Source organism: Oceanobacillus sp. FSL W7-1309 (assembly GCF_038002145.1).
In the GTDB taxonomy this organism is placed as follows: domain Bacteria; phylum Bacillota; class Bacilli; order Bacillales; family Amphibacillaceae; genus Oceanobacillus; species Oceanobacillus profundus.
This window is the reverse complement of the sequence record NZ_JBBOBX010000001.1, coordinates 971,815-990,416: the sequence shown is the minus strand read 5'-3', so window position 1 is coordinate 990,416 and position 18,602 is coordinate 971,815. Positions and strand designations below refer to the sequence as shown.

At 39.0% G+C, this 18,602-nt stretch carries 16 protein-coding genes; 14 read left to right on the top strand and 2 right to left on the bottom strand.

Annotation, left to right across the window (positions count from 1 at the left end):
- Positions 1-35 precede the first annotated feature (35 nt).
- Together NST46_RS04450 and rlmN are read left to right on the top strand one after the other, a co-directional pair.
- Positions 36-1,520, top strand: coding sequence for a glutamate synthase subunit beta (locus tag NST46_RS04450; RefSeq protein ID WP_095314142.1), 1,485 nt, complete (start codon positions 36-38; stop codon positions 1,518-1,520).
- Between the two features lie 260 nt (positions 1,521-1,780).
- Entirely contained in the window at positions 1,781-2,848 is a 1,068-nt protein-coding gene (rlmN, locus tag NST46_RS04445; protein ID WP_095314144.1) for a 23S rRNA (adenine(2503)-C(2))-methyltransferase RlmN, read from the top strand.
- A 39-nt stretch (positions 2,849-2,887) separates the two neighbouring features.
- On the opposite strand, the gene NST46_RS04440 is transcribed toward rlmN, so the two are convergent.
- Positions 2,888-4,162, bottom strand: coding sequence for a GGDEF domain-containing protein (locus NST46_RS04440; RefSeq protein WP_340002463.1), 1,275 nt, complete (start codon positions 4,160-4,162; stop codon positions 2,888-2,890).
- A gap of 502 nt (positions 4,163-4,664) precedes the next feature.
- Between NST46_RS04440 and NST46_RS04435 the strand changes: the two genes are divergently transcribed.
- The 8 genes from NST46_RS04435 (at position 4,665) to NST46_RS04400 (ending at position 11,565) form a co-directional block, all read left to right on the top strand.
- Entirely contained in the window at positions 4,665-5,834 is a 1,170-nt protein-coding gene (locus NST46_RS04435) for a ParM/StbA family protein (protein ID WP_095307643.1), read from the top strand.
- 13 nt (positions 5,835-5,847) lie between these two features.
- A complete protein-coding gene (locus NST46_RS04430; RefSeq protein ID WP_340002462.1) occupies positions 5,848-6,369 on the top strand; it encodes a hypothetical protein in 522 nt (173 codons plus the stop codon).
- 130 nt (positions 6,370-6,499) lie between these two features.
- The gene (locus NST46_RS04425) at positions 6,500-7,033 is read left to right on the top strand and encodes an RNA polymerase sigma factor (protein ID WP_118888452.1); all 534 of its coding nucleotides are present in this window, start codon (positions 6,500-6,502) and stop codon (positions 7,031-7,033) included.
- Positions 7,026-7,823, top strand: a complete 798-nt coding sequence (locus NST46_RS04420; RefSeq protein WP_341136820.1) for a hypothetical protein — start codon at positions 7,026-7,028, stop codon at positions 7,821-7,823. Before NST46_RS04425 ends, NST46_RS04420 begins: the two co-directional genes overlap by 8 nt.
- Before the next feature lie 3 nt (positions 7,824-7,826).
- Positions 7,827-8,105, top strand: a complete 279-nt coding sequence (locus NST46_RS04415) for a hypothetical protein (RefSeq protein WP_341136819.1) — start codon at positions 7,827-7,829, stop codon at positions 8,103-8,105.
- Positions 8,106-8,680: 575 nt separating this feature from the next.
- Positions 8,681-9,670, top strand: a complete 990-nt coding sequence (locus NST46_RS04410; protein WP_095307649.1) for an ABC transporter substrate-binding protein — start codon at positions 8,681-8,683, stop codon at positions 9,668-9,670.
- Positions 9,671-9,797: 127 nt separating this feature from the next.
- On the top strand, positions 9,798-10,778 hold the full coding sequence (locus NST46_RS04405; RefSeq protein ID WP_303448409.1) for an ABC transporter permease: 981 nt from the start codon (positions 9,798-9,800) through the stop codon (positions 10,776-10,778).
- Positions 10,771-11,565 (top strand): ABC transporter ATP-binding protein, encoded by a 795-nt coding sequence (locus NST46_RS04400; RefSeq protein WP_095307653.1) that lies wholly within the window; start codon positions 10,771-10,773, stop codon positions 11,563-11,565. Before NST46_RS04405 ends, NST46_RS04400 begins: the two co-directional genes overlap by 8 nt.
- A gap of 517 nt (positions 11,566-12,082) precedes the next feature.
- On the opposite strand, the gene gdhA is transcribed toward NST46_RS04400, so the two are convergent.
- Positions 12,083-13,471: an NADP-specific glutamate dehydrogenase gene (gene gdhA, locus NST46_RS04395; protein WP_341136818.1), complete on the bottom strand. Its 1,389-nt coding sequence runs from the start codon at positions 13,469-13,471 to the stop codon at positions 12,083-12,085.
- Positions 13,472-13,622: 151 nt separating this feature from the next.
- Here gdhA and NST46_RS04390 point away from each other — a divergent pair, with 151 nt between their 5' ends.
- From NST46_RS04390 to NST46_RS04375, 4 genes are all read left to right on the top strand, one after another.
- Positions 13,623-14,528, top strand: coding sequence for a LysR family transcriptional regulator (locus NST46_RS04390; protein WP_340002456.1), 906 nt, complete (start codon positions 13,623-13,625; stop codon positions 14,526-14,528).
- Between the two features lie 345 nt (positions 14,529-14,873).
- Positions 14,874-17,108, top strand: a complete 2,235-nt coding sequence (locus tag NST46_RS04385; RefSeq protein WP_095307662.1) for a ribonucleoside-diphosphate reductase subunit alpha — start codon at positions 14,874-14,876, stop codon at positions 17,106-17,108.
- Positions 17,105-17,539: a flavodoxin gene (locus NST46_RS04380; RefSeq protein WP_341136817.1), complete on the top strand. Its 435-nt coding sequence runs from the start codon at positions 17,105-17,107 to the stop codon at positions 17,537-17,539. Before NST46_RS04385 ends, NST46_RS04380 begins: the two co-directional genes overlap by 4 nt.
- The gene (locus NST46_RS04375; RefSeq protein ID WP_341136816.1) at positions 17,520-18,563 is read left to right on the top strand and encodes a ribonucleotide-diphosphate reductase subunit beta; all 1,044 of its coding nucleotides are present in this window, start codon (positions 17,520-17,522) and stop codon (positions 18,561-18,563) included. The genes NST46_RS04380 and NST46_RS04375 overlap by 20 nt, the downstream gene beginning before the upstream one ends.
- Positions 18,564-18,602 lie beyond the last annotated feature (39 nt).

Here is an 18,602-nt window from a genome sequence, read left to right as displayed (position 1 = left end):
TATAAAGTGTGTGTTCAAAAAGGAGGGGGCATTAAATGGGGAAAGTAACCGGATTTATGGAATATGAACGGGAAACTCGTTCGGTAAGAAATCCCAGAGAGCGAATACAGGACTGGGATGATTATACAATACCGATGACGGACAAAGTGGTACAGCAACAGGGGGCGCGTTGCATGGATTGTGGTGTGCCTACCTGCCATTCTGGGATGGAAATTAACGGGGTAACATCAGGTTGTCCAGTTTACCACCTTATCCCAGAATGGAATCAGCTTGTTTACGAAGGGAAATGGAAAGAAGCGCTTGACCGTGAGCATCAGATGAATAATTTTCCCGAATTTACAGGGATTGCATGTCCGGCACCATGTGAGGGGGCGTGTGTCCTTGGAATTAATGAACCTGCTGTGGCAATTCGAAGCGTGGAACGTTCTATCATTGAAAAGGGATTTGCTGAGGGGTGGGTCGTTCCTAAACCTCCCAAAACCCGGACGGGAAAACGTGTTGCCGTTATTGGCTCTGGACCAGCAGGGCTTGCAGCTGCAGATCAATTAAATAAAGCGGGACATTCCGTAACCGTATTTGAGCGTGATAAGCGTGTTGGCGGGCTCCTAACCTATGGAATTCCAGAAATGAAGCTTGCATATGAGATTGTAATGAGACGTGTGGTAATTTTGGAGCAAGAGGGCATCGAATTTATTACGAATACAGAAGTAGGAAAAGATGTAACAATTGATGATTTAAGTGCTGATTTTGATGCAACCATCTTGTGCGGCGGTGCTACTCTGCATCGTGATATGCCAGTTGAAGGCAGTGATTTAAAGGGGATTTACCCTGCAATGGACTTTTTACATGCCAATGTGGAAAGCTTGCTTGATTCCAATCTAGAAAATGGTAATTATATTTCTGCAGCGGATAAGGATGTTATTGTGATTGGTGGGGGAGATACAGGAACCGATTGCTTAGCAACCTCTGTCAGACATAATTGCAGGAGCCTTACACAGTTTGATATTTACGAAAAGAAAAATTTGCTGCGTGAGGAAGAGACCAATCCATGGCCGCAATACCCAAAAATTCACCGTGTCGAGTATGGACATACAGAAGCAGAAGCGTTTCAAGGTGAGGACCCAAGGGCATATGCTGTGCAAACAACGAGATTTGTTGGTGATGAAAATGGTCACGTAAAAGAAGTGCACACGATAAACGTAAAAACACGCTACGAACGCGGTAAAAAGATTCGCGAGGCAATTCCGGGGACCGAAAAAGTATGGCCAGCAGACCTTGTATTAATTGCCATCGGATTCAAAGGACCTGATCAAGATTTAATTAAGCAGCTAAAGATAGAAACAACAAAAAGCACGACTGTAAAAGCGACCTACGGCAAGTTTACAACGAATGTGGAAGGTATATTTGCAGCCGGTGACATGCGACGTGGTCAGAGTCTTATTGTATGGGCAATTAATGAAGGAAGAGCATCCGCAAGAGAATGCGACCGATACCTAATGGGTGAAACGATACTGCCATAATTGGCATTGTGCTGTGAATTGGAACGAAACGTGTGCTTAAATCGTTTTCGAGCTTAGATGTTACGCATTGGAACCTTTAAATCGATATGTTCCGCTGCGGGGAGCTACGCCTGTTGTTCGCAGTCCTTTTATTCTCCTTTTGCACACGCGCCTATGGAGCAATAACAAGAGGTGCCTTCAACAAAAACCATTTGCTACGAAAGGAGAGATAGAGTAATATGTACTATAGTAGTAGCAATGAAGCGAAATGAGGGTATACAATGAGTAAAACATCCATTTATGGACTAACATATAAGCAACTTACGGAATGGCTTGTTGAGCGTGGCGAGAAACGTTTCCGCGCTGATCAAGTTTGGAATTGGTTGTATAAAAAGCGCGTTTCAAACTTCAGTGAGATGCGAAATGTAAACAAAGACACCATTGAATTGCTGGAAGAGAACTTTGTCCTGCATACACTTGGTGAGGAAATCAGACAAGAATCGAAGGACGGTACCATCAAATTTTTGTTTAAACTAGCTGATGGTAATTTAATCGAAACGGTTCTCATGCGTTTCCCATATGGTTTATCTGTTTGTGTAACGACGCAAGTAGGCTGTAATATCGGTTGTACATTCTGTGCAAGTGGACTGCTTCCAAAAAGTCGTGACTTAACGAGTGGAGAAATCGTGGAACAAATTATGAACGTGCAAAAGCATTTGGACACGAAAGGTGAAGGGGATCGTGTGAGTCATATCGTTGTAATGGGAATTGGTGAGCCACTCGATAACTATAAGAACTTGATGGACTTCCTGTATGTTGTTAATGATGATGCTGGTCTGAACATTGGAGCAAGACATATTACGGTATCAACTAGTGGGCTTGCTCACAAAATGTATGAGTTTGCAGATACAGACATCCAAGTAAACCTTGCCTTATCTTTACATGCACCAAACAACGAGCTTCGTTCCCGAATAATGAAAATCAATAAGGCATTCCCGATTGAAAAGCTTATGAAGGCTGTTGACTATTATTTAGAAAAGAAAAATCGAAGAATCACGTACGAATATATCATGCTTAAAGACATCAATGACCATAAAGAAGAAGCAATTCAGCTTGCTAACCTAATTAAAGACCATCGACACCTAGCATATGTAAATCTGATACCGTACAATACGGTTGACGAGCATAGTGAATACCAGCGAAGTGAGTCTAGTTCAATCCAGCAATTTTTTGAAACACTGAAAGCAAGAGGGATCCATTGTGGTGTCCGTTGGGAAAATGGTGCCGACATTGATGCAGCTTGTGGACAATTAAGAAGTAAACAAATAAAAAAATCAAAAGCAATGTAAATAATATAAATAAACAGCGCCAGTTTAGCTTGGCGCTGTTTATATTTTATAACCTTTCATAGCTTCAGTAGTTCGTTCAGCAGAAACTCCTTTATCCTCCATCACCGTGACTTGGTTTCTTCCTAGTCTTTTGGATTCGAGCAGCAGATCATCAGCATGAATGTATGCTTGCTTTATATTTAGCTTGTCATTTGTTTTGAAATAATACATACCAAATGAAGCTGTATAATAGATTGTTGTATCCTCACCTTTGTATTCAGCATGTACTGGATTTGTCTCCACTTCATGATTTATCTGCTTTAAAAGTGCAACACAAGAAGGAAAATCTCGATTTTTCAGGATAATCGTAAATTCCTCACCACCGCTTCGGAACAAATAATCTGCTTCATCAAGATTGTTTTTTAATGTTTTTGCGAAGTGTTGGATAACAGAATCTCCGACAGCGTGATTAAAGGTATCATTAATATTTTTAAACGTATCAATATCTGAGACAATAAGTGCAATATTTTCATCTGTTTTGTTCAATTCATTCATAATCTTATTCATGTAGCTACGGTTATGTGTTTTTGTCAAGAAGTCAGTATAAGCCATCTGTTCAAAGCGATCTCGCTCAATTTTATGCTGTATGCTTTGATTTTTAATTGCAGCCGATCGGCTAACAAGATAGTTGAGGACAAACAAAGCAATGACTGCTTCCCAATGTTGCTCTGCAAGGAAAATAAACAATAATCCATTGGATAAAGCCATTTTTAGCGTATCAAAAATACTTCTTCCTTTGATAAAATTAATCGCATTCTGTCTTGTTCCTATATTCCCTGTTAACTTAAATACAGACAGCAATAAAAGGGAGGATAAAAAATCCGTGAATGCTACAATTGCAATAAATAACCCCCAAAAGCCGAATGGTATTCCCCCAACAAATGGATAAAGTTCGTAGAATAAGTAATACCCAATCGTGTGAAGGAGGGCGGGTCCTCCGATGTTATAGAAGGTATGTAAGAATTCATCTTCATCCGCTGTCCCTGTTCGCTTTCGGTAAAAATAAATATAAAAGCGATTCATAATTTCAAATAGAAACAATCCTAAAGGTCCGGTTATTAAAACAAAGGAGAAACTGTAAGAAATACTGTAATCAACATTGACATTTCCTGTTCGAATAACGGTTTTTAAATGGGAATATAGAGTGGTGAAAAGTAGATATACGAGAAATATTTTGGTATATCGTGATAAATCTATGTTGATTGGACCAGATATAATAGAAACAGCTAACGAAATCATAAATATAGTAATGATATAACCTTTAAGTCTGTTCATTAGTAGTACTACCCTCCAACGAAAGAAACATAGATGTTTACAACTGATAAAATAGTAATAGGTATATAATCCTACTAAAACTATCATACCATAAGCTAGCAAAATATTGTGAAAAAACTTAGGTTTTTTAGTTATTTTTTCCAATAGTTGTAATGTTAATTATTCACTTCAGAATCAAACAATACATTAAAGGGAAATTTACATTGTAAAAACAAGTTTAGGGGGAGGGAAGGGGTCTAAATTTAAATTCCAAAATATCATAGTAATACCTAAATATGTAAAATCACCCCTTGATTACAAAAGTGTAAACATGTATACTTTAAAAGTAAACTTGTTTACAATTAAGTATACATGTTTGCAAACACGTTTACACGTTGATGTATTAACGAATGCAAAATGTAAACAAGTATACAAAAAAGTATGCATAAATAGTCTTGTTGTTTATAGTATGAAAAAAGAGTATTCTATAACTGTATGGAAATAAGAGAGGGGTTTTACAAAAATGGTGAAATCAAGAATTGCAGCAGTGGATGTTGGAAACGATGCACTGAAAGGGAACTTTGGTAAATTAGAAAATGAATTATACATTCCGAATGTGATTGCACCTGATCTAGAAGATCGTCCTGTAATTGGGATTGAAGAATTAGATGAGAAAGAGGTATTGGATAATATCCATATCCGTGTACACTCCCCTGCTTTAGATGAAAATAATATTGTATATCGTGTAGGGAACCTTGCAACGAAAACGAACAATTCTCAAGAGCTCGATCCAGGCAGCAGCAAATCGGAAGAAGATCAAACGTTGATCATGCTTTTTGCTGCATTGGCATTAGATGCAGTGTCTACAAATGACTTTAAAGAAAAAAATGATGTAATTGATGCTACGTATACATTAGGGACAGGCCTTCCATTAAGAGAAGTAAAAGAGGGGAAAGATGTCGGCTACCGTTCCCAATTATTAGGCTCTGTACACCAAGTAGAATTTCTAGTTACACCGAAGCACCAAGGCAAAAAAGTAAACATTAAATTTGAGGAAGTAAAAGTCTATCCAGAAGGATTTGCGGCATATGTCAATTTAATTATGGACAATGACTTAAAAGTTATTAACAAGGAACTAATTGATAAGCAAATTTTAATTCAGGATATTGGTGGCTTATCAACAGATATTGCTGTCATCCGAAATCGAAATGTGGATGATGATAAGGCACAAGGATTTAATCTCGGTGTATCTGAATCACTAGAAGCAATTCGTGAAGAAATCAGATCACGGCATGGGGTGGAATTGGACAGCCGTCGCGATGTGGTTGATATTATAACTCGAAAGAATGATCGCCACCACATCATGGTTAGAGGTAGCAGAACGAATGTCCATGATATTACCGATCACATCCTGCTTGATTTGGCGAAAAAAGAATATCGCTTCTTAAGAAATGTCTGGGCGAAAAATTCACAATCTGAAATTTGCTATTTTGTAGGTGGCGGTTCTGCCGTATTGAAAGATTACATTAAAGCATTAAATAATAAACTAGATGGCTATAATATCGAATTCTTTGAGGATGAGAATGAAAGCATCTGGATGATGGCAAATGCGTATTATAAGTTAATCACCGATTTTAGTCGTAAAGCAGAAAAGGATACAAAGGAAGAAAAAACGACCGAAAAGGCAAAATAAATAGGGTGAGATCATGTCGAAAAATAGTATAGAGCGTGGACAATCGATCACATTTCGAGTTCCCTCTGATACACCTGATTATCTATTAAAACAATTACAGCATTTGAAAGAAAAAGAGCGCAGAAACTTTTCCAGTACGATTGCGGGTTTTGTGCTTGAGGGGGTAGGTGAAACCTTTAAAAGGGAAAGGGAAACAATCACGATTCCCCTGCCGAAGCAACTAACAAAAGAGCAGAGAAGTTGGCTCAAGCACGAGCATTCAGAGGCGCTCATCGGCAGTTTGCTTCATCAATTATTAAGTGATCCACTCCGTGCAACGACATTGTTAGCTGGACTGAATCATAATGCTGCGAACTTAGATGAAGCATCATTCGTTCAAGAGGCCCCTACTGAAAAGCCAAAGCGAAGCATTGAAGCGGAAATCGATTTGGATGACCTGAATCTCGACGGTCTGGATATACATGAAGAAGTAATTCCGGAAGAGAAAGAGGATGAAGACCCATTAGGTGATTTCTTTGCGAGTATGAACAAATAATGGAAAAAAACAGTAATTATGATATCGGATAGGATGAAAATCTTATTCGATATTTTTTTATACCTGAAAACTTTTTGTTTATAGAAAAGGTATATATAGTAAAGACAGATTGAAGAAGGGGGTTACGCTGTTGGGGGATCAGGAAGCAAGACTCATCAAGAAAATAAAAAAGGGAAATCAACAAGCCTTTAAGAAGCTCTATGACATCTATGCTGATTATTCATTGCGAACAGCCTACGCCATAACAAATAATGCGAGTGACGCGTCAGACATCGTCCAGGAAACGTTTATCAAGGTATTCCGAAACATTGATTCCTATGATAGTAAAAAGCCATTTAAGCCATGGTTTTATCAAATTTTAGTCAATGAATCAAGAAGATATATGAAAAAGAAATCGCAGGAAGCAATCAGTATTGATTCGGAACAATTATTAGACCATTTGAATCAAGATAAAACGGAACTAGAGGATGATAAACAGCTGGAAATTGCGATGGAGCAGCTGGATGAGCACCATCGAACGATTTTAGTTTTAAAGTATATCAATGGCTTCTCAGAGAAGGAATTAGCCGACATGCTGCAATTAAACATTAACACCGTTAAGTCTAGACTGTACAAAGCTAGACAAAAATTAAAGGCAGTTATAGGGGGTGCCCAAGATGAGTAGAGACAACTTAAACAAAAAAATTAAATTATTATTACAACAACAGACAAATGACGCCACCCATTTAAAAGAGGAAACATGGAATAAAATCAGTGACGAGTTATTTCAGAACTCATCCGCATCCGGCCGCAGGGCAAGAAGCAACCCTGAAAAGAAATGGAGAGGATTAGTTATTGTGGGCTTGAGTACAGCAGCAGTAATAATGCTACTGTTATTCGGAGCACTGACAGATCATGGGCAAGCAATGTTCCAAAACTTAAAGGAACTGTTTGTTGAGGAAAAGCAGGAAGAAATTGAACTTGAAGGGCAAAAAGAAAAGACAAATGTCCAGCTTGAAACCAATGAGGAATTACGCTATATCATTTACGTTGATGAAGAGCGTTATAAGATGGTTGAGGGAGAAGAAAGTGATCGTATTGAATTGATAGAACCATTAGAAGATAGATATCCAGATGTTTATATGGAAATAATGCGTTTTGATGGAACGTCAACGGAAGAAGTTGTAGCTTCGATTAAAGCCGAGATTGAAAATGACGAAGAGATGGAATTGCAAAAAGAAGAGCGTGTAACAGAGCCAATCGAAGCAGAAATGGTTCAAGGGATGGGGCTTGAGTATACAAACGATGCAGGCAAAACAGGACATCAATGGGATACGCCAATCCACCGGTATTATGTTACAGATGAAGATGAAGGGCAAGTGTTTGTGATTAAGCAAGTATACTTCCTAGAAGCAGCGGAAGGGCATGGAGCAAGATTTCATTACATGCTGGAAAGCTTTAAAGTAGTTGAATAATTGGTGGGAGGTGGTGGATTTGTAGGTGTATTGCTAAATGAGAAGGTTCCATATTCTGAAGAGCTTTTAGTAGGTTGTCAACAAGCAAATCAATTAATTAATCACCGTGGCCCGGATGAAGCTGGTTTTTATCGTGTTGATCATATTGCACTTGTGTTTCACAGGTTAAGCATTATTGATCTAGAGAGAGGCCAGCAGCCCTTTCTTTTTGGAGATGACAGGTACCGGATGGTGTTTAATGGGGAAATCTATAAATGTGCAGTTGAGGAAGGAGTTGGTTGAAAAAGGACATCATATTCATACTGACTCTGATACTGGAGTTGTCGCTCATTTGTTTATGGAAGAGGGTACAGAATTTTTCAACCTGTTAAAGGTTATTATCATATAAAAAGCAATGAAGAGGCTAGGGAAAGGTACTAATTGGCAGTCCTAATGTAATCAAAGAGCTTGCTATATACTTAATGATATTCAATAGACCACTGCGGAATTTAATTTAAGTATTAATTATTGGGAAGATTAGAAAGGGTTATAAGGGAAAATAAAGATAAACACTTGATACAGCTGGCTCAATTTTCATGTGCTCTAAACAGAAAATAGTCCTGTAGTATAAAAGAAATAAGAACAAAGGGTCAAACTGCAAGTTATTTAAATATTTGATAAGAAAATCATACTTATTGGAAGTATTTAGTAATAAAAGGTCATAAAGCACTGGTAATTAAGTTTTGTAGATCTACCACTAAAAGCTGATAAGAAAGGCTTTTAAGAAGTTTTAAAAAGTTATCGCAAATTAGTTAATAGTGTGCTATAATCACGTTTAAATATTTAGAAAATAATAAAGGCAAATGGGGGAAACGAACGTGAAAAAGGTAATGATGCTACTTGCAATTATTGGGTTGGTTATATTAGCAGCTTGTGGATCTGACGATACATCTGGTTCAGATGACACGGCTTCTGAAGGTGGAGATACATATACAATTGGTGCGACACAAATCGTCGAGCATCCATCGCTTGATGCAGCGTATGAAGGGTTTCAGGAAGCTTTGAAAGATGCTGGGCTTGAGGTAGAGTATGATTTTCAAAGTGCGCAAAGTGACCAAAATAATGTCAAACCGATTTCAGATGGTTTTGTAGCAGATGGAGTTGATTTGATCTTCGCTAATTCAACACCTAGTGCACTTGGAGCGCTACAAGCAACAAGTGATATTCCAATTCTCTTTACATCAGTTACGGATGCGGTTGATGCTGGACTCGTGCCATCTATGGATGAAGCAGGTGAAAATATTACAGGCGTTGTTGACTTGCATCCTGATCAAATTGATGCAACGGTTGAATTTATTAGCACCTATTTCGACGGCGCAAAGATAGGGATGCTTTACAATGCTGGGGAGCAAAATTCAGTTAAACAGGTTGAAACCGTTAAAGAAGCGGCTGAAGGTACAGGACTTGAAATTATTGAGCGAACAGTTGCGAACTCTTCTGAAGTACAGCAAGCAGCAAATACGCTTGTAGGAGAAGCGGACATTTTTTATATTATTACGGATAACACAGTCGTTTCAGCTTTAGAGAGTGTTATAGGAGTGGCGAACGACCAAGATATTCCGCTGATTGTAGGCGAGCCTGATTCTTTAGCAAAAGGTGGGTTTGCTACATTTGGAATTGATTACCATACAATCGGATATCGTACAGGAGAAATGGCTGCGGAAATTTTGACTGGGGAGAAGTCACCGAGTGATATTCCGGCGGAGTATCCTCCTGAAATTCAATTGTTTATTAATAAGCAAGGCGCTGAAGAGCAAGGTGTCGAGTGGAATAGTGACTGGGATGATACCGCGCAATTCATAGAATAATTCTAATCAAAAGGTAACCTTTTTTGGAGCCAGATTATTGTCTGGCTCCCTTCATCATTGAAAGCCCCATATTTAAAATTTTGTACAGGGGATGAACAGGCACAAAAGTAGCGGGAGGAAAAGAATTATGTTTATATCCATGTTTGGAGCTGTTGAATCAGGTGTTATTTATGCCATTATGGCATTAGGTGTTTATTTAACCTTCCGTGTATTGGATTTCCCAGATTTAACAGTAGATGGCAGCTTTGTAACGGGTGCATCGGTAGCAGCGCTCTCAATTGTAAATGGAGTTCCTCCTATTCTGGCAACCTTATTCGCGTTGCTTGCTGGTTTTCTAGCAGGATGTATTACAGGCTTACTGCATACAAAAGGAAAGGTAAATGCGTTGCTTTCCGGAATTCTCATGATGACGGCTTTATATTCTATCAATCTACGTATTTTAGGTCAACCTACTTTATCCATGCTTCATGAAACAACCATCTTCAAGCAGCTTGGCTCGTTCTGGTCTGTGACAGGAATCGATAATGCGTTGAATAGCCTCCTTGGTGTCTTTGGGTTAGATCGACTTCCTTCTACATGGGCAATCTTAATCGTAATGGCAGTTGTGACGGTTATTATTAAGCTGGTTACAGACTTCTACTTAAAAACAGAAGTAGGGTTAGCGCTACGTGCCATTGGAGACAATAAGCGAATGATTCGCAGTCTTTCAGCAAATACAGACAATCTGACTATTGTTGGTGTTGGGTTGTCGAATGGTCTTGTTGCATTATCGGGTGCTCTGATAGGGCAGCTTGGTGGCTTTGCAGATGTGAATATGGGAATTGGAATGATTGTTATAGGGCTTGCATCTGTTATTATCGGGGAAGCACTATTTGGCACAAAAACAATTGCGCGTGCGACACTCGCTGTGATTGGTGGCGCAATTATTTACCGGATTATTGTAACGCTGGCACTACGCGTTGATTTCCTCGAAACAGGGGATATGAAGTTCATTACGGCCGCGATCGTTATTATTGCATTAGTAGCACCAAAAGTTCTCCAGGTGCAGAGAGAAAAGAAACGGCGCATTCAAAAACGCAAGCAGCTAGGAGGAGATTCGCATGCTTAATGTCACGAATATATCTGTTACTTTTAATGAAGGAACATTAGATGAAAAGAAAGCATTGAATGGCATTGAACTCGAAATGGCTGCTGGAGACTTTGTAACGGTTATCGGCAGTAATGGAGCGGGGAAATCGACATTAATGAATGTCGTTTCAGGTAATATCCTTCCTGATGCAGGGGATGTCATTATTGGTGGAAAACAAGTTGTCCATCTGCCAGAATATAAGCGGTCTGCCTTTATTGGCCGGGTTTTCCAGGATCCAATGGCAGGCACTGCACCATCCATGACAATAGAGGAAAACCTTGCAATGGCCTATTCTCGCGATAAGAAAAGAAGATTGAAGTTTGGTGTAACGAAGAAACGGAAGGATATGTTCCGTGATTATTTGAAAACATTAAATTTAGGCTTGGAGGATCGCCTATCTGCTAAGGTTGGTTTACTGTCAGGTGGGGAGAGGCAGGCACTTTCTTTATTGATGGCGACTTTTACAAATCCAAATATCCTGCTTCTTGATGAGCACACAGCAGCACTCGATCCATCTCGAGCAGAACTAATCACCTCACTTACCGAAAAAGTAGTAAGGGAGTCGGGATTAACGACCTTAATGGTTACCCATAACATGCAGCAGGCATTAGATCTTGGGAATAGGCTTATTATGATGGATAAAGGGCAAATCATATTTGAAGCAAATGGTGAAGAGAAAGAAAGATTGACTGTTAAAGATCTATTACAGGAATTCCAGCGGATCCGCGGTGAACAATTTGAAGATGACCGTGCTGTTTTAGGCTGAATAATGTTTAAAGCATTGATGAATACACACGAACAATTCCAATGGGAGTACGTCGTGTGTATTTTTATTTCTGTGACAGGATATGGTTTCAAAAAATTTGAATTATCGTTACCAAGATTTACACATCAGTTGATTAGGTCGCTATTGGTGATATGAAAGCCCGAAAAGAAGAGAATCCCTGCTTTAGGGTCACTCATTAAAGGTGTGAAAGCCCGAAAAGAGTGGGATCCTCGCTTTAAGGTCACTCATTAAAGGTATGAGAGCCCGAAAAAAGTAGGATCCTCGCTTTAAGGTCACTCATTATCAGCATGAAAGCCCGAAAGAAGAGGGATTCTCGCCATTCGGTCACCCATACCCATCGATAGAGTGACCGCCGACTGAGACTCTTATTAATTGGATAACCGGGCTGAAACCAGAAAAATAATTCTTGTCATCCTCATTACCCTAAAGTTTACTAAATCTAAATAAACTAAAAAAGCATGCAACTCTCAAAAAGAGTGCTGCATGCTTTTTAAGTTTAAATTACGCCCTGTGCGACCATTGCATCGGCCACACGTTTAAATCCTGCAATATTTGATCCGATTTCTAGGTTGCCTTCTGCTTCAAACTCTATAGAAGCTGCTAAACAACTTTCATACGTACCTTTCATAATTTGTTGCAGCTTTTCATCCACTTCTTCAAATGTCCATGACATACGCATACTATTCTGTGCCATTTCTAAAGCGGATACTGCTACACCACCAGCATTGGCCGCTTTAGCGGGACCGAATAAAACGTCATTCTCTAAAAACATATCAATTGCTTCAGGTGTACAAGGCATGTTTGCCCCTTCAGCAACTGCTTTTACTCCATGGGAGATTAGTTTTTTTGCAGACTCTGAATCAAGCTCATTTTGTGTCGCGCATGGTAGAGCAACATCGCAAGGGATCCCCCATATTCCATTACAACCAGAAAAATAAGCTGCAGATGGGTGCTTAATAAGATAGGTTTCAATTCTGGCCTTCTTCACTTCTTTAATTTCTTTTATCGTATCTAAATCGATTCCATTTTCATCGTAAATAAATCCATCCGAATCACTGCAAGCGACAACCTTTGCCCCGAGAGAAATTGCTTTTTCCATTGCATAAATTGCAACATTACCAGATCCGGATACAACGGTTGTACTACCAAGAATACTCAAGCCCTTGCTTCTTAGCATTTCCTCAACAAAATAGATTGCACCGTATCCAGTTGCTTCTTTACGGGCTAGGCTTCCACCATAGCCTAAACCTTTTCCGGTCAGGACACCTGCTTCAAAATTACCACGGATTTTCTTGTATTGACCAAACATATAGCCAATTTCGGTTGCTCCTACTCCGATATCTCCAGCAGGAATATCTGTGTCTGGACCAATATGTCTAGCAAGCTCGCTCATGTAACTTTGGCAAAAACGCATGATTTCATTATCTGATTTTCCTTTTGGATCAAAGTCAGCACCACCTTTACCGCCGCCGATTGGCTGTCCAGTCAGTGCATTTTTAATGATTTGCTCAAGTCCTAAGAATTTAACAATACTTACATTTACAGATGGATGAAAACGTAAGCCGCCTTTATAAGGTCCGAGCGCACTATTGAATTGGACGCGGAATCCACGGTTTACATTTACCTTTCCGTTGTCATCAATCCAGGGTACACGGAATGTAATAACACGTTCTGGTTCAACCAGTTGCTCGAGAATTCCTTTTTCCATATAATGTGGATATTTTTCAAGGATAGGGGAAAGGGATTTGAAGATTAAAGCTACAGCCTGATGAAACTCCGTCTCATTTGGGTTGCGCGAAACAACAGTTTCATATACCTCATCTAAATAATGTTGTACCTGTTCATCAATGTTATTTTTTTTGTTTAGTATATAAGAATTTGTCATATGGCATCATGCCCTCCTTCATTTCTTTCCTTCGCACGCCAACAAAAAATACAATATACTATATATTTTACAAAAATTAATTAATCGAAACAATATAAAAAATAGATATAATCAATGCCAGTGTGAGATAATAACGGGGGAGGCGGTAAATTTGGAGCTAAAACAAATTAAGTATTTTATCGAAGTCGCAAAAAGGGAACATGTTACGGAAGCCGCAGATGCATTACATATTGCACAGTCTGCTGTTAGTCGCCAGCTGTTCAAACTCGAGGAAGAACTCGGAGTCAATTTGTTTATTCGAGAAGGTCGAAATGTACGGCTAACACCAATAGGAAAAATATTTATGGAGCATATGGAAAAGGCAGTCCATGTGATTGATGAAGCAGAACAGGTTATTAAAGAATATACGGATCCAGAAAGAGGGACAGTCCATATCGGTTTTCCAAGCAGCTTAGCTAGCAATATGCTACCAACATCCATTTCCGCTTTTCGAGACCAGCATCCGAATGTGAAATTTAAATTGAAGCAGGGTACTTATTATGAATTGGTTGAAGCGGTTAAGAAAAGTGAAATCAATATGGCGCTATTAGGTCCAATTCCACAAAATGAGCCGAAATTAAAGGGGACCATTTTGTTTTCTGAAAACATGGTTGCCTTATTGCCAGTGCGCCATCCGCTTGCAAACGAACCTGGCATAAAGCTAAATCAATTACGTAAAGATTCCTTTGTTTTGTTTCGTGAAGGATTTATACTAAGAAATGTTGTTGTTGAAGCTTGTAACCAGCTTGGCTTCCAGCCTCGAGTGTCCTTTGAAGGAGAGGATATCGAAGCAATAAAAGGGCTTGTATCTGCTGGGCTGGGTGTAACGCTTATTCCAGAAATTACATTAATCGACCATTTACCACATGGAACGGTAAAAGTCCCAATTATAAATCCGAATGTTTCTCGTACGGTTGGAGTCATGATTTCAGCAGAACGTTCGTTGCTTCCTACTGAAAAACGATTCTATGAGTTTTTAAAGAGTTTCTATATGCGATTGGAGAAATTTCAAATTTAAACGTAGAATTAAGTTGCTTAAATTTTTGTTATATGCTATCGTTGAATACAAGATATGGATAGTGAAAATGATGTTTAATACTATATATTGTATAATGGGTAAGGTAATCGTGATCTTGTAAAAGGAGTCTATTACAATCTGAGGCTATCGGAAGAGTGGTTGATTTTTTATCAACTAATATAGCATAACGATAGAAGGATAGTTTGTAAAGGAAATAAGATCAGAAAATCTGCCCTCATTTTTTGGGTGGATTCGTTTTTTTAGTGTATTCATCATTGCTCATCCAGTAAGAGAGCGAGATATAATTGATATTTACATAGTTTTATATATAGGGAGGCAGTTAACATGGTAACAGAAACGAAACAAGTTCCTAGCACAATCGAAGAAATTGTTCAGGTAGCAACAAAGGGGATCTCTGTCGAAATTGATCAATTTATGGAGAAAGCATTACGCACAATAAAGCCAGAAATGGAAATTGAGAAAATTTCAGACCGATTAATTAAAATTGCATTAGAAAATATAGACGAGGCAAATCCAGAATGGACTTATGTTGCAGCACGCATCTATTTACAGGAACTTTACCGTAAAGCTGGAGAAAATCGTAAGTATGACAGAGAAGCACGCTATGGATCTCTTTACGAATTAATTCAGGTGTTAACAGACGAAGGAGCATATGCGCCGAATATTATTTCGAAATATACGAAAGCTGAAATCGATCATTTCGGCAATATGATTGATCCCAATAGAGATTTCCTGTTTAACTATCTTGGCATATATACGGTCGCTACACGTTACTTGGCTACCGATCATGATAAAAACATTTACGAGCTGCCGCAGGAACGCTGGATGGTTATCGCAATGTATTTGATGCAGGACGAAGATCCGTCTCACAGAACGAAGCTTGTAGAAGAAGCGTACTGGGCATTAAGTAATCTTTATATGACTGTAGCGACTCCAACTTTAACGAATGCTGGAAAAACGCATGGCCAATTATCAAGCTGCTTTATTGATACGGTTGATGATAGCCTGCAGTCGATTTATGACAGTAACACAGATATTGCGAAGCTTTCTAAAAACGGCGGCGGAATTGGTGTTTATATGGGAAAAATCCGTGCAAGAGGAAGCTCTATTAAAGGATTTAAAGGAATGTCCAGTGGTGTTGTGCCATGGATTAAGCAGCTGAATAATACGGCGGTAAGTGTTGACCAGCTCGGAACAAGAAAAGGCGCGATTGCTATTTATCTGGATGTCTGGCATCAAGATATTGAGTCTTTCCTTGACTTGAAACTGAATAATGGGGATGACCGCATGCGTGCCCATGACATTTTCACGGGAGTTTGCTTGCCGGATTATTTCATGGAGCAGGTTGAACAGCGCGGTGAGTGGCATCTATTCGATCCACATGAAGTACGCCAAGTGATGGGCTATTCTTTAGAAGATTTTTATGATGAAGAAAAAGGGAATGGAACATGGAGAGAAAAATATCTAGAGTGTGTGGCAAATGAAAGCTTATCACGTAAAACAGTAAATGCTATTGATATTATGAAACGTGTGATGGTATCCCAGCTTGAGACGGGTACACCATTTATGTTTTACCGTGATGAAGTAAATCGTCAAAATGCCAATAACCATCAAGGAATGATTTACTGCTCTAACTTATGTACAGAAATTACGCAAAACCAGTCACCAACACAGTTTGTGGAAGAATACCTGGAAAAAGAAAACACGATCGTAAAGAAATACCAGCCTGGTGATTATGTTGTTTGTAACTTAAGCTCGATTAACTTAGGAAAAGCTGTACCGGATAATGTTTTAGAGCGTTTGATTAAAATCCAAGTTCGTATGCTGGATAACGTTATTGATATTAATACATTACCAATTATGCAAGCGGAAATTACCAATAAAAAGTATCGTGCAATTGGGTTAGGTACATTTGGATGGCATCATCTATTGGCAAAAGAAGATATTGCATGGGAATCTGATCAGGCTGTAAGCTATGCAGATGAATTGTATGAGAAAATTGCCTACTTAACAATTAAAAATAGTATGGAGCTTAGTAAGGAAAAAGGAAGTTACCCAGCCTTTGAAGGAAGTACGTGGAGCACTGGAGCTTACTTTAAACAGAAAGGCTATGTGACAGACGAATGGACAGCATTACAGGAAGAAGTTGGGGAGCACGGCATGCGTAATGGTTATTTAATGGCAGTAGCACCTAACTCGACTACGGCAATGATTGCAGGCTCTACAGCAAGTATCGATCCAATTTTCAATGTGTTCTACAGCGAAGAGAAGAAAGACTTTAAGATTCCTGTCACTGCACCGGAACTCGATCATAACACGTACAATATTTATCGCAGGTCTGCATATATCGTTGATCAGCGCTGGTCTGTTAAACAAAATGCAGTTAGACAGAAGCATATTGATCAAAGTATTTCATTTAACTTCTATGTGCCAAATACCATCCGTGCATCGATTTTATTAGATCTTCATTTACAAGCATGGCGTGAAGGACTTAAAACAACTTATTATGTTCGTTCAACGTCGAATGATGTCGAAGAATGTGAGTGGTGTCAAAGTTGAGGACTATCATCGCATATTTATCGTACAGTGGAAACACAGAAGAAGTAGCGGAATTGATGGAAAGCAAATTAAAGCGAGAAGGTATTTCTGTGGACATGCATCGAATCGGAATCGATGCACCATTTGACCCGGAAAGCTATGACTTTGTTTTCCTTGGAACGTTTACTTGGGAAATGGGGAGTACACCAGACGAAGTGAAAGACCTTATACTTGAGATCGGCTATAAACCAAATAATATTGCAGTTTTTGGAACAGGTGATACCCAATTTGGCGGGGATGACTTATTCTGTAAAGCTGTGGATAAGTTAGTGAGATTTTATGATAGTAAATGGACGGCTCTGAAAATTGAGCAGTCCCCTAGGGGAAGTCAAGAAGAAAAAGTGGAATTATGGTTGGAAGGAGTGTTGCATCATGCCAAGAGCTATGCTTGAAAAGGCTAAAACATTGGAACCATTGCATCCAAATAAATCGAACGGATTATTCGGTGGAAAATCAAGTGGGATTTTAAACTGGAACGATATTGCTTATCCACATTGGTACAAAATGTACAAGCGACTTGTGGGTAATTACTGGCAAGCGGACGAAGTGAATATGTCCAGTGATGTGAAGCAATTCCCAACATTAACAGAGGAAGAGCGCGACGCCTATTTAAAAATAATCGGATTGTTATCCACATTGGATGCACCACAAACAAGAACAGCACTCTTAATTTCGTTGTATGCAACAGACCCTTCTGTGCAATCTATCATGGCTGTGATTGCACAGCAGGAAGCAGTGCATAATGAGAGCTATTCGTACGTGTTATCATCTGTAGTCTCATTAGATGAACAAAACAAAGCATTCCAGCTTGGACGAGTGGATGAAGTTCTGCTTAAACGAAATGAAAACTTAACGAAGCAGTACAATGAATTTGTGGAAGAACCAACTGTGGAAAATATCTTAAAAACTTTAGTCTACACATCCTTATTAGAAGGCATGTTCTTCTATTCTGGTTTTGCATTCTTTTACAATCTGGCACGTCAAAATAAAATGGTGGGTACATCAACGATGATTAGCTACATTAATCGTGATGAACTGGAGCATGGCCGTTTTATTGGTGAACTATTCCGTGCGACATTGGCAGAGAATCCTGAATACAATACGGCAGAATTTACGGACTGGGTTTATGATCATTTCCGTGAATCGGTTGATTTAGAAATCGAATGGTCAAACTATGTATTGGCAGAAGTAGAAGGTATTGATTTAGAGGAAATGGCAGGATATATTAAATATCGTGCAAACAAAATGCTGCGTTTGATGGGATTAAGTGAAATATATCCACAACATGTTGATAACCCAATGAAGTGGATCCGTGCATATGTGGATAACTTTGATGGGACGAAAACAGATTTCTTTGAACAGAAATCAAGACAATATACGAAGACAAGTGATCTGAATGGATTTGATGATCTATAAGGAAGAAGGCGCTATCATAGGCTTTCTGAGTAAACAAAA